We start from the raw sequence: 12,403 nt of genomic DNA on the forward strand, positions 1-12,403 counted from the left end.
CGCACTAAAGAAATTTAATAAAATAAAAGTTTAAACCACTTCATTTAGTGCCTACAGTATATTACCTCTGGGCACTTTATTTTTATTAATAGGAAAATTTTGGCACGCTGTTTGGTCTACTGTCATCAATCAATTAAATTTTTAACTTTATGAAAAAAATTTTACTTGCAGTAATCTGCATCATCGGGTTTCAATCATTATCAATTGCGCAGGAAGTTGTTGAGTATTATTCTTCATCAACATCGAACGACACAGTTAAACGAGTAAAGCCTAATTTTTATGCTGCTTTTGGCGCCGCATTTATCGGGGATTACAAAATCAGCGACAAACTTAAATCAGCCGGGGTGCCGGAAATGACAGAAGTTATACCGGAATTTGCCTTTGGTGTAAACATCATGTTACAGCAGTGGGCTTTTGATGTGGAAGCTACCGCGGGATATTCAGACGAAAAAAACAGCCTGAACAGGATAAGGACTGCCACGGGGGGTATTAAGCTAAGAGGCCACTATATACCGTTTAAGACAAAATCATTCTTTGTTTCAGGGGGTGCTGATATTTCTTTTATAAGCACACAGGCTGATATATTCAGGAGAGGCAACCAAATAGACCTTAATGATCTTGACCCTTCCACACACACAGGGCATATAAGCCTGAGAAACGACATGCTCTTTGCCGGGCCTTCAGTAGCGGTAGGGTTGTTCCAGGATAAATCATTCCCTTTAAGGTTCAACCTGGGCTATGAGTGGGGGCTTACCAACGGCAAGTGGGACTCAGATTTTGCTGATGTGAGGAACAATGTAAAAGAGAACGGCCTTGGGCGCGCTTATGCCCGCATCACTATAGGGCTCTGAGAACCCTGACATAATATCATACAAAGCCAATCCTGAAAAGATTGGCTTTAAATTTGCTGTATATTTTTTTTAAAAACAGTAAAACAAAATAAAAATGATAGATTTAGGATCTTTTTTAATATTAGGATTAATTGCTATTGTAAGTTTTGCGGTAAGCAGTAAGCTGAAAAGTAAATTTGAGTTTTACAGCAAGGTACGCCTGCGCAATGGTATGAGTGGGGCTGAAATTGCTGAGAAGATGCTGCATGACCATGGCATTTATGATGTTAGGGTTATTTCAACCCCGGGCCGCCTTACCGACCATTATAACCCTGCTGATAAAACGGTGAACCTGAGTGAGGCTGTGTATAATGAGCGTAATGCCGCCGCTGCCGCTGTTGCCGCACACGAAGTAGGCCACGCTGTCCAGCATGCCACGGCTTACAGCATGCTCCGGTTCCGCAGTTCATTAGTGCCAATGGTTAATATTGCCTCGGGGATGTCGCAGTGGCTACTGCTGATAGGTGTCGTTTTAATGGCCAGTTCCGGGTTTGGTTTCGGTATTGCCGTTGCAGGCCTTGTACTATATGCCATTACCACGCTTTTTACCTTCATCACCCTGCCTGTAGAATATGATGCCAGTAACCGTGCCCTCGCTTGGTTAAAGAAAAAAAACATGGTGAGCCAGCAGGAATATGCCGGTGCTGAAGATTCCCTAAAGTGGGCTGCCCGCACTTATGTAGTGGCAGCAATTGGATCCCTTGCCATGCTCGTATATTTTGCGCTCAGGATATTTGGAGGTTCCAGGGAATAAATCCCTGTCTATATATATTTATCCCAAAAATCCGCTGATAACTTTAGCGGATTTTTTATTTTTCAGATTGAATTATTGCAGTTCCGGCACTTAATACCCAATTCTGCAATCTGCAATCTAAAATCTACAATCTGAAATTACAACTGTATCTGCCTTTCTATCTGCTGTTCAAGGGATATAAATGTTTCCGTGCGCGACACACCTTCTATCGGCTGTATCTTTTTGTTGAGCAGCTGCATCAGGTGCTCATTGTCACGGCAGATAATCTTTATCAGTATCGACCAGTTGCCCGTAGTATAATGGCATTCCAGCACTTCAGGTATTTTTTTGAGCTCTTTTACTGCCTCGCTGTTACTTGATGCTTTTTCCAGGTATATACCCACAAAAGCCATAGTGCTGTAACCTAAAACCTTATTGTTGACCATAAATTTTGAGCCCGCAATCACACCTGCCTGTTCCAGTTTCCTCAGCCTCTGGTGTATGGCAGCCCCTGAGATCCCGATTTTTGAGGCTATCTGCAGTATGGGCTTACGTGCATCTTCCATAAGGTTCCTGAGTATTTCTTTATCTATGCCGTCTATTTCTGTTTGTAAGGAGTTTAGTTTCATTACCAGTAATTTTGAAAGATAAATATATAAAAATGCTTCATTATTATAATGTATAGATAAAAAAAGCTGCCTAATTGGGGCAGCTCCGGTTTTATGGAGTGTGGTTTTAACTCGCTACATTGTTGGGGTTATACCCCATATAAGGCACGTGCTTCTCATTAAACGTTACGCCAAATTCTTCCAGTTCTTTCAGTATTGGGTTGTAGACTTCCTTGTATATTGGCAGTTGCACCCCCGGTGTTTTAATATTGCCATTCAGTATCTGCAGTGTTGCCATAGCTACCGGAAGCCCAACTGTTTTAGCCATTGCAGTATACGTCTGGTCTTCGCCAATACATACCATGGTGGAGTCTATCTGCTTTTTCTCACCATTAAGTTCATAGCCAAACTTATGGTACATTACAATCATGTCTTTATCGTCCGGGCTCAGTGTCCAGCTGTCTGAAAGTATCTTTTCCAGTATTTGTGCCGGGGTGGCATCTCTCAGCATTACTTTCTTATTTGGGTTAAAAAGGTCAAGCTCCACCAGTTTGTCCCATCGGATGTCGTCCTGGTCAAGTTTCAGTATATGCCTCATTTTCAGTTCTACGGAATCAGTAGGATGGTAGGGGAGGAATGAATTGACATAGTCCCTGTAGCTCATACTTTCTGAGTTTTCCATAATGTAGCTGTCGTCAGTCATCCCCAGTTGTATGAACATATTCCACGCTTTTGAAAAGCCTACGCGCCTCAGGGTACCCCTGTAAAGTGTAAGGGCATCATCAAGGCCGTAAACGCTGCGGTATTTCAGGGAGTCGCGGTTGGCATATCCTTCAAACCTGCCATACCCCTCAACCTCCATGAATTCTGTACGGCGGAAGAGTTTATTGTAAGGGATATATTTATAGGTGCCTTCCTGTATAAACTTGGCCGCGCCGCCCTGCCCGGCCAATACTACATTGCGGGGGTTCCACGTAAATTTATAGTTCCACAGGTTGTTATCGCTTTCAGGCGCTACCAGCCCGCCACAAAATGATTCAAATAAAATTACCCTGCCCCCCTGGCTGCGTATCTCGTCAATTACCTTCATGGCGCTCATGTGGTCAATGCCAGGATCGAGGCCAATCTCATTCATAAAAATGAGGTTGTTTTTTTTCACTTCATCATCAAGGTCCTGCATGGCCGGGCTTATATAAGAAGCCGTAACCATATTCTTTTTAAACCGTATACAGTCCTTAGCCACCTCATAGTGCAGGCTGGCCGGCAGCATTGATATAACAATATCGGCACGGTTGATTTCTTTATGGCGCTGTTCTTCATTGAAAATGTCAAAAGCAATAGCAGTAGCGCGCGGGTGCCCTTTGGTTTTACGCCGGGCGAGTTCAGGCGAAAGGTCTCCGATGGTAATATGCAGGTTCTCCGCCTCTGATTTGTTTAACAGGTATTCTATTAATGACGAGGCTGAGCGGCCTGCGCCAATAATTAAAATATTCCTCATGATGATTCTCTTCTTTTGTTAATTATAACACGAAAGTACTGCTTTGTTATATTTATCAAAAACTTTTGCCCGTTAAATAACAAAAAACTTTTAATTTTACAATAAATCCGGTAATAACTATGGAGAGGAAGATAATAGCTTTTGCCGCCTTTTTAGGGGCTACTGCGATAGTGCTGGGCGCTTTTGGGGCCCATGCGCTGAAAGAAAAACTAAGCCCTGATATGCTCGCCGTTTTTGAAACCGGTGTGAAATACCAGATGTACCATGCGCTTCTTTTATTGTTTACTGGCTGTATGCCATTTATTGCGCAAAAGGCAAAGAAGGCAATTTTAGCGCTTGTGGCCACGGGGGTACTGTTTTTTTCGGGATCTTTATATTTTTTAGCATGCAACGCTATGTTTTCATTTGATTTTAAGAAAATTGGCATAATAACCCCTGTTGGAGGATTGTTATTAATAGCTGCCTGGGTAGTACTTTTTTTACACATAATTAAAGCAAAGCGATAAATTTTTTATAATTAATTATTTTATAAAATTTAATTTTTACTTTTGCCCTTTAATTACTAACACAACTTAATCAGAAAGTTATGGATAATTACGGCCTATTTACGAAAACGATTTCGTTAGATCACCTTGGGATTAAAGATGCAAATGTTAAATACCAGCTCTCTCCTGATGAACTTCATAACATAACTATTGAAAAAGGACAGGGCGTTGAAAGCAGTACGGGTGCTTTGGCCATAAATACAGGCGAATTTACAGGGCGTTCGCCACAAGACCGTTTCATTGTTAAAGACAGTATTACCGAAGACAAAGTGTGGTGGGGTAATGTAAACCTGCCGTTTGACAGCGATAAGTTTAAGGCTTTGTATGACAAGGTAACGGCTTACCTGTCTGGCAAAGAGGTATATGTGCGCGATAGCTATGTTTGTGCCGATTCTAATTACAGGATGAATGTAAGGGTAGTAACTGAGTTTTCATGGTCTAACCTGTTTTGCTACAACATGTTCCTTCGCCCCGAAGAGTCAGAGCTTGAAAATTTTACACCGGAGTGGCATGTTCTATGCGCGCCGGGCTTTAAAGCTGACCCTGCTGTGGACGGTACGCGCCAGCATAACTTTGCCATACTTGATTTTACAAGGAAAATAGCGCTGATAGGAGGAACAGGATATACCGGCGAAATGAAAAAAGGTATATTCTCTGCGCTTAATTTCATCCTTCCGGTATATAAAAACACCCTTCCGATGCACTGTAGCGCCAACGTTGGTGAAAATGGCGATACCGCTGTGTTCTTCGGCTTGTCCGGTACAGGAAAGACAACACTTTCTGCTGACCCGCAGCGGAAGCTTATAGGCGATGATGAGCACGGCTGGACAAACGAAAACACCGTATTTAACTTTGAAGGCGGTTGCTACGCAAAAGTTATTAACCTTACGGAAGAAAATGAGCCGGATATCTTCCGTGCCATTAAACGTGGTGCCATCCTTGAGAATGTTATCTTTAAGGAAGGTACCAATGAGGTTGATTTTGAAGATATTTCCATTACACAAAATACAAGGGTAAGCTACCCGATATACCACATTGATAACATACAGCCGGATTCCATAGGCAAGAACCCTAAAAATATTTTCTTCCTTAGCGCTGACTCTTTCGGTATATTGCCTCCCATCTCTAAACTGACACCGGGACAGGCAGCTTACTATTTCATTTCGGGCTATACTGCAAAAGTGGCGGGTACTGAAGCCGGCGTAAATGAGCCACAGCCAAATTTTTCAGCCTGTTTTGGCGCGCCATTCATGCCGCTGCACCCAGCCAAATATGCCGAAATGCTCAGCAAAAAAATGAAGGATGCCGGGGTAAACGTATGGCTTATCAATACAGGATGGACCGGTGGCCCTTACGGTGTTGGCCACCGCATGAAACTGAAATATACGCGTGCCATGATTACTGCGGCGCTTAATGGGGAGCTTGATAACGTAGAGTACAAGCAGCACGTAGTGTTTGGCCTTGCCAAGCCGCAAAGCTGTCCCGGTGTGCCGGCAGAAATACTGAACCCGCGCAACACTTGGGAAGATAAAGAAGCGTATGATGCCAAGGCGCTTGAGCTTGCAGAAGCCTTCAGGAAAAACTTTGCCAAGTTTGAGGAGTTTGCCAATGAAGAAATTATGGCAGGCGGCCCTCTGGCATAAGTGTTTAGATTTTATATAGGTTTTTTAATACTGAGCCACCCTTTGGGTGGCTTTCATTTTATAATCCTACCCCGCAGGTAGTGGTCAAAACAGCAAAAGCTGCCCGAAAGGCAGCTTTTTGTATCCGGAACAGGAGGTTTACTTCCCTTTGTTAGCTTCTGTAATATATTTTTCAAGCGCCATGGTCATGCTTGGTGTTTCGGGAGTTGGCGCCATAATATCCACACGCAGGCCGTGCTCCAGGGCCTCCTTTTGCGTGGTGCTTCCAAAAACCGCTATGCGGGTATTATTCTGCTGGAAATCAGGAAAATTTTTAAAAAGCGATTTTATACCCGTAGGGCTGAAAAACGCCAGGATGTCATAATATACATCCTTAAGGTCGCTGAGGTCGCTCATTACGGTTTTATAAAAAGTACCCGGTGTCCAGTCAACCTTCAGGTTATTCAGTGTTTGCGGGATATCAAAGTTGAGCTGGTCTGATGAAGGCAGCAAAAACTTTTCGTCTTTATACTTCTTTATAAGCGGCGAGAGGTCGGCAAAATCTTTCTGGCCTACATATATCTTTCTTTTCCGGTACACCACATACTTTTGCAGGTAAAAGGCAATAGCCTCGCTCTGGCAAAAGTATTTTAAGGTTTCAGGCACCTTATAACGCATCTCTTCGGCTACGCGAAAAAAATGGTCAACAGAATTTTTACTTGTCAGGATGATGGCTGTGTAGTTATTCAGGTCGATTTTTTGCTGCCTTACGTCTTTTGCAGATACACCCTCTACGTGAATAAATGGCCTAAAGTCTACTTTTACTTTTAACTTCTGTTGTATTTCAAAGTACGGTGAATTTTCCACTTTAGGTTCTGGCTGCGAAACCAAAATTGTTTTCACTTTCATAATTGTCATGTTTCTAAAAACTAGCTTTTTGTAAACCAATGATACATGAAATAATAGGGTGCTATTTCAAGTGCGCAAAGATACAAAATAAAATAAAACAATTTGCCAAGGATTAAATTTTGGTATAGCCGTAATGAAAAGAAATAAGAAACAACAGAGCCTGTAAGAATTAACGTAATAATAACATACAGTACAACAGGGTGAGGCGCTTCATTATAAAACAGTATAATGTTTACAGGCAGCAGTATAAGCCCTATGTATGCCCGGTAATTGACTTTGTGCAGGTTGAACTGCTCGTTGAACTCTTCAATATTAAAAGACGTGGCAATAATTTTCTCAATAAGGTATTTTGAAAGGATGAATACCCCTACGAGCGTAATTATCTGGACATACGACACCCAGCTGGCCTTGTCTAAAATGCCGAAATAGCTTAGCAGGAATTGTATGAGGAATGAAAAGGAGATGAGCTGCACTACAAATAATGATATTGTGAATGAGCTCAGCATGTTGCCGCTGTCTTTATATATTTTGATGTATTTGTCAGAAAAAGCCAGTTTTATAAATTCGGCAAAGCGCGATTCAAAATAGGCCCTGTTTACGGCTATAAGTACAAAAGTAAGCACAAACAACAAGGTGGCCCAGTCCTTTGCGCCTATAATCCGTTCCTGTATTGCCATATCAGTCATGCCGCAAAATTACTCATTTTTCAGGACACAGAATTTTATTATAATTCTAAGTACACGACAAAAATTGTATTAAATTAATTTCCAGCTTATTGAANATCGAAAGGGCAAACGCCTGGATGGATAGCTTTAGGTCGTTGTTAAATCGATTTGACACAACAACCGCAAGCTGGTTAGGCTTTAATTACCTGGCTTTTACAATCATCGCACTAAAGAAATTTAATAAAATAAAAGTTTAAACCACTTCTATATCATACGCTCACCATTCATAAGCACTATCATGCTTTTGCTTTCGCTGCGTTGTTTCAGTTCATTTATTTTTTTCACAGCGCCAGCATGGGTTGCATCACAGCCTATACCCCAAACCGTATCGGTAGGGTACAATATTATACCGCCGTTCTTTATTGCTTCATAGGCATTATGTACTTCTTGGTTAATGTCTTGTATGTTCATTTAAAGTTATTTATGGCTTCAGCTACTGTCCTTGCTTCTTCCAGGGTCAATACCGGGCTTATGGGCAGGCTCAGCACCTCATTATGTATCGTTTCTGTTACCGGGAAAGAAAGGTGGTTATATTCCCTGTAAGCCTGCTGCTTATGTGGCGGTACAGGATAATGTATTTGTGTCTGTATATCTTTATTGAGCAGGTATGCCTGCAGCCTGTTTCTTTCTTTTGTCCTTATTACAAACAGGTGCCATACATGATTTGTTCCGTCTTCAGGGGGTTGGGGCAGTATAATACCAGGATTGTTTATATTCTGTATATAGTAGCCGGCAATTTCCCGCCTCCTTACATTTTCGGCGTCAAGATATTTTAGTTTCACATTCAGTACTGCGGCCTGTATTTCATCAAGCCTTGAGTTCAGGCCCTGATAATTATTGATGTACTTTTCGCCGGAGCCGTAGTTGGCAAGCGCCCTCACGGTTTTTGCCAGTATATCATCACTGGTGGTTACGGCACCTGCATCGCCAAGTGCGCCGAGATTTTTTGAAGGGTAAAAACTAAACCCTGCGGCATCGCCAAGGTTACCTGTACTGATGTCGTTCCACCTGGCACCAATGGCCTGTGCGTTATCTTCAATAATCTTCAGGTTATGCTTTTGTGCCAGTTGTTCCAGCCCGTATGAAAACACGGCCTGCCCGTAAAGGTGCACTATCATTATTGCCTTTGTGCGCGAAGTGATTTTTTCCTCAATTCCGGCTACATCTATATTATATGTATTTATATCAGGCTCCGTAAAAACAGGTTTCAAACCATTATCAGTAATTGCAAGTACTGAGGCTATATATGTATTAGCAGGAACAATAACTTCATCGCCAGGCTGCATTTCCCCAAGCTCTATATAAGCTTTGAAGATTAAGCGAAGCGCATCCAGCCCGTTGGCTACGCCTATGGCATGTTTGGAGCCGGTGTAAGCGGAAAGCTCCTGCTCAAACTGCTTTACTTCCTGGCCTAAAAGGTACCAGCCGCTCCTGAAGGTTTTCAGTAGCCGCTGCTCTGTTTCATCCTGGTGCAGCATGTTTATTTTGTGCAGGTCGAGGAATTTAATCATTAATGATTACGTGTTGATTAAATATTTTGTCAAAGGTATCTATATTGGACTTAGTATAATCCCTTATAAAGGCTATTGCATTATTTTCTATAGTTTTACGTGATTGTTTATCGGCCAATAACTGCAAGACATAATATGCAAACTCAGCATCAGTTTTTGCCAGTTTACAATACTCCAGTTCCGGCGAAGGCTCAGGAAGCCCCCTAAGTCCTTCAAAATAGGTAACAACTGCTTTTCCAAATGAGATGGCCTCTATTGTTTTTATTTTAAGCCCTGTACCGTATATGACAGGGATAATTACTACTTCGGCTTTATTATAAATATTTTCAGGATCATCATATTTACCGGTAAAAATAATATTTTCATTAAGAAGTATTTTCTGTATCCCTCCGTTAATATTACCGGCAATAATTAGCTTACAGGCATTATTTTCCTGTAAGATTAAGGGAAATACATTTTTTATGAAATGGTTTATCCCATCTATATTAATTGTATTTCCTGATCCTACAAACAGAATTGCATTGTGGTCTCCGGAAGCTATTTTTTTAGATGATGTAATATGTCCTATAACTTCAATTTTAGCCTTGACCCGGGGCTGATAATACTCTTTATCTTTTGCTTGTATGGCAATGGCATAATCACTCCTGTTAATACCTTCTAATTCTTCGGCGGCATGTAAAGAATAAAATTCAGGGACTTTGTTATTTTCAAGATATATTTTGTAGCGGTCTGTCAACGAGTCATGTAAGTCTATAACTTTAAGGACATCTTCCCCAAAGTTAAGAAAGGCTTTGCTGTATACCACATATTCTGCCAAAACATGCGTGAAGTCTATAGGTAGAAGATAATTCTTAATATAATGGTCAAGCAAAGGGTCATAATAATAATCCAGGGAATAGTTGTACCTGGAGTTACCGGAAAAAAAGACGTTCCTTATTTTCTTTATAAACCTTTTCTTTTTACGGTAAATGAAATGCCTGAGAGTATACACTACGTTGAGGGACTTGAGGTACTTCTTAGGGTTGAAAATGTATAAGTTATTATTAAAATATTTATCCATTACCGCAATGTCGCTTACTTCATTGTCAATATATAGAAAATGTATTTCAATACCTTTTTGTTTCAGCAGTTCGCAAAAAGAAAGTATGCGTAAACGGTTCCCGGCATTAGTGGGGTGGGTAGGTGTGGGTGAAATGATCAGGACTTTCATTTAAAAAGTTTATTAAAGAATTTTGAGAACAGATTCTTGTGACCATGCCAGTTACTCTGGAAAATTACACCTAAATATATCTTTTTTAATTTTTCAATATCATGGTGTTTTTTTTCCATGCTGTATTGTTTGCTGAAATGATATACTTTAAAAAATCCTTCTACAGGATATATCTCAATCAGCCTCTCTTTGAGGAGGTATTCCCCGTATATAACGGTTTCAGACGGAGGTACTTCTTTTATGATCTGTTCAAAAAAATCTTCAAATGATAAGCCTTTACCTGCTAAGTAAACTTCATTGAAGTGTCTCCATACTTTGCAGGACCACAAGTAGGGCGAGGGCCCATAGTCCCAGTACTTCCCGTGTGTACCCAGTAATTTTCGCGTAACGTCAACGGCTTGTTTAAAAAATATTGTTTGCGAATCCATCCCTATGTTCTCAGCCATTTCAAGAAATGATTTAGATTCATGCATTATTGTGTAAGGAGTGTCATCATCATACATAAAATCACTAATCCTGAATTCTTTAATGAACTGGCTGTCAGAATCGATACACAAATAATTTTCAGCTACATTAAGGCGATAAAAGTTAGTTTTAATCACCTGCTGATATCGCCAAGGATCCGTTATTTTACAGTGGTATATATCACTGTCTTTTAATAGTGTAGCATGAGTTTTAAGATGTTGCTTAAAAAAACTGAAATCATCATCATTAATGCTTATATAAACAGGTATGGCATCTGCATTAAATTGTTCTATTGAAGCAAGCAGCATTTTTACCCTGTCAAAATCAGGTTTATAAGTTTTAATTAATATTGCAATTTTGTGCATACTGTTTTATAACGTTTGAATATGCAAATGTAGATTTAAAAATATTTATTATACTATATTTGTCCGCTTTAAGCTGACAATACATGTACAATAAGATCAAGTTTTACCTCAGGCTCAGGTTACTCCAAAATCAACTTAAGAAAAAGCAGAGGGTTATAGATTATTCTATAATGGATGCTACCAAAAAAAGTATCTTAATTATTGATTATATCATACCAGAATTTGATAAAGATTCCGGTTCAAGGAGGATTACAGAAATTATAAAGCTCCTGCTTAAAAACGGGTATAGTGTTTTTCTCCTGCCTGATTATAAGGAATATAGGTACAATAACACCTATGTGTACTATTTTAGAGAACTGGGTGTTACTGTTTATGAGCCTGCAGTTGATAGCAAGGGTAACCTTGTAACCAGGGAAGATTTCATAAAGGCAATAGCTAAAAATATTTCTTTTGCATGGTTGCACAGGCCCGATATCTTTAATAAATATTACCCGGTAGTGAAAAGGCTAAATCCGAAGATCCGGGTTATATTTGATATGGTTGACTTTCATTATCTCAGGCTTAAGAGGGAAGCAGAAGTAAATAATGATAAAAAAGTGGACGAAAAAGCCGAAAAGCAGCTTGCGCTGGAGCTCGATAACTGCCGTAAAGCAGACAGGATAATAGTTATTTCCGAAAAAGACAAGGAAGCACTCCTGGCATTTTATAAAGATGCTGAAAAGATGAAGGTTATAAGCAATGTTCATGATTTTGCAGCCATCAGCAGTAAAGGCAAAACTTTTAGGGAACGTAGGGGTTTGCTGTTTGTTGGCGGTTTCAGGCACAAACCTAATGAGGATGCCGCTGTATATCTTTGTAAAGAAATTTTGCCCCGGGTATGGGAACAACACCCTGAAATTAAACTTACGATAGTGGGGAGCAACCCTACTGATGTTGTAAAATCTTTGCAGTCTGACAGGATTAGCGTCACCGGCTATGTAGAAGATATAGTACCGTATTTTGGGGAAGCACGATTGTTTGTGGCGCCACTCAGATTTGGGGCAGGAATCAAGGGTAAAATTGGGCAAAGCCTTGAGAACAGCCTGCCTCTTATTACAACATCAATAGGCGCTGAGGGTTTTGACCTCGGTGATTTTGAGAGGGAGATTGTGGCAGATACAGCACATGATTTTGCGCAAAAAATAATAAACCTCTATTTCAATCAAAAGCTATGGGAAGAAATCAGTGATTATTCTTCTAAAGTCATTGAACCGTTTTCTATTGCAGCGGCAGAACAAAACGTTATTGATACGTTGAAAGACTAGCACGAATTTACCCGAAAC

The 12,403-nt window shown here is 40.5% G+C and carries 12 protein-coding genes and 2 pseudogenes; 6 read left to right on the top strand and 8 right to left on the bottom strand.

Annotated elements, in window-relative coordinates; translation table 11 throughout:
• Positions 1-149 precede the first annotated feature (149 nt).
• Positions 150-851 carry a hypothetical protein gene (locus CHU92_RS11515; RefSeq protein WP_094415710.1) on the top strand — a complete coding sequence of 234 codons (702 nt, stop codon included), beginning with the start codon at positions 150-152 and terminating at the stop codon, positions 849-851.
• Positions 852-945: 94 nt separating this feature from the next.
• Positions 946-1,644, top strand: coding sequence for a zinc metallopeptidase (locus CHU92_RS11520; RefSeq protein ID WP_207759846.1), 699 nt, complete (start codon positions 946-948; stop codon positions 1,642-1,644).
• A 137-nt stretch (positions 1,645-1,781) separates the two neighbouring features.
• On the opposite strand, the gene CHU92_RS11525 is transcribed toward CHU92_RS11520, so the two are convergent.
• Positions 1,782-2,252 carry an Lrp/AsnC family transcriptional regulator gene (locus tag CHU92_RS11525; RefSeq protein WP_094415712.1) on the bottom strand — a complete coding sequence of 157 codons (471 nt, stop codon included), beginning with the start codon at positions 2,250-2,252 and terminating at the stop codon, positions 1,782-1,784.
• Positions 2,253-2,358: 106 nt separating this feature from the next.
• Positions 2,359-3,729 (bottom strand): saccharopine dehydrogenase family protein, encoded by a 1,371-nt coding sequence (locus tag CHU92_RS11530; protein ID WP_094415714.1) that lies wholly within the window; start codon positions 3,727-3,729, stop codon positions 2,359-2,361.
• A 119-nt stretch (positions 3,730-3,848) separates the two neighbouring features.
• Between CHU92_RS11530 and CHU92_RS11535 the strand changes: the two genes are divergently transcribed.
• Together CHU92_RS11535 and pckA are read left to right on the top strand one after the other, a co-directional pair.
• Positions 3,849-4,235 carry a DUF423 domain-containing protein gene (locus CHU92_RS11535; RefSeq protein WP_094415716.1) on the top strand — a complete coding sequence of 129 codons (387 nt, stop codon included), beginning with the start codon at positions 3,849-3,851 and terminating at the stop codon, positions 4,233-4,235.
• Between the two features lie 80 nt (positions 4,236-4,315).
• Entirely contained in the window at positions 4,316-5,917 is a 1,602-nt protein-coding gene (gene pckA / locus CHU92_RS11540) for a phosphoenolpyruvate carboxykinase (ATP) (RefSeq protein ID WP_094415718.1), read from the top strand.
• Positions 5,918-6,055: 138 nt separating this feature from the next.
• Here the strand turns inward: pckA and CHU92_RS11545 are convergent, their stop codons facing one another.
• Together CHU92_RS11545 and CHU92_RS11550 are read right to left on the bottom strand one after the other, a co-directional pair.
• A complete protein-coding gene (locus CHU92_RS11545; protein WP_094415766.1) occupies positions 6,056-6,805 on the bottom strand; it encodes a uroporphyrinogen-III synthase in 750 nt (249 codons plus the stop codon).
• A 20-nt stretch (positions 6,806-6,825) separates the two neighbouring features.
• Complete coding sequence (locus tag CHU92_RS11550) at positions 6,826-7,491, bottom strand: DUF4271 domain-containing protein (protein ID WP_094415720.1); 666 nt, start codon at positions 7,489-7,491, stop codon at positions 6,826-6,828.
• 92 nt (positions 7,492-7,583) lie between these two features.
• Here CHU92_RS11550 and CHU92_RS16145 point away from each other — a divergent pair.
• Positions 7,584-7,727, top strand: a pseudogene (locus CHU92_RS16145) (IS5 family transposase); the annotation flags it as partial.
• A gap of 10 nt (positions 7,728-7,737) precedes the next feature.
• Here CHU92_RS16145 and CHU92_RS11555 read toward each other — a convergent pair.
• From CHU92_RS11555 to CHU92_RS11570, 4 genes and pseudogenes are all read right to left on the bottom strand, one after another.
• A pseudogene (locus tag CHU92_RS11555) lies at positions 7,738-7,941 on the bottom strand (L-threonylcarbamoyladenylate synthase); the annotation flags it as partial.
• Positions 7,938-9,041 carry a DegT/DnrJ/EryC1/StrS family aminotransferase gene (locus tag CHU92_RS11560; protein ID WP_094415724.1) on the bottom strand — a complete coding sequence of 368 codons (1,104 nt, stop codon included), beginning with the start codon at positions 9,039-9,041 and terminating at the stop codon, positions 7,938-7,940. The gene CHU92_RS11560 and the pseudogene CHU92_RS11555, both read right to left, overlap by 4 nt.
• Positions 9,034-10,251, bottom strand: a complete 1,218-nt coding sequence (locus CHU92_RS11565; RefSeq protein WP_094415726.1) for a glycosyltransferase — start codon at positions 10,249-10,251, stop codon at positions 9,034-9,036. Before CHU92_RS11565 ends, CHU92_RS11560 begins: the two co-directional genes overlap by 8 nt.
• A complete protein-coding gene (locus CHU92_RS11570) occupies positions 10,248-11,081 on the bottom strand; it encodes a DUF6492 family protein (RefSeq protein WP_094415728.1) in 834 nt (277 codons plus the stop codon). Before CHU92_RS11570 ends, CHU92_RS11565 begins: the two co-directional genes overlap by 4 nt.
• An 83-nt stretch (positions 11,082-11,164) precedes the next feature.
• Between CHU92_RS11570 and CHU92_RS11575 the strand changes: the two genes are divergently transcribed.
• The gene (locus CHU92_RS11575; RefSeq protein WP_094415730.1) at positions 11,165-12,385 is read left to right on the top strand and encodes a glycosyltransferase; all 1,221 of its coding nucleotides are present in this window, start codon (positions 11,165-11,167) and stop codon (positions 12,383-12,385) included.
• The last annotated feature ends 18 nt before the right edge of the window (positions 12,386-12,403 follow it).

It is taken from the genome of Flavobacterium cyanobacteriorum (genome assembly GCF_002251835.1).
Classification (GTDB): Bacteria; Bacteroidota; Bacteroidia; order Flavobacteriales; family Flavobacteriaceae; genus Flavobacterium; species Flavobacterium cyanobacteriorum.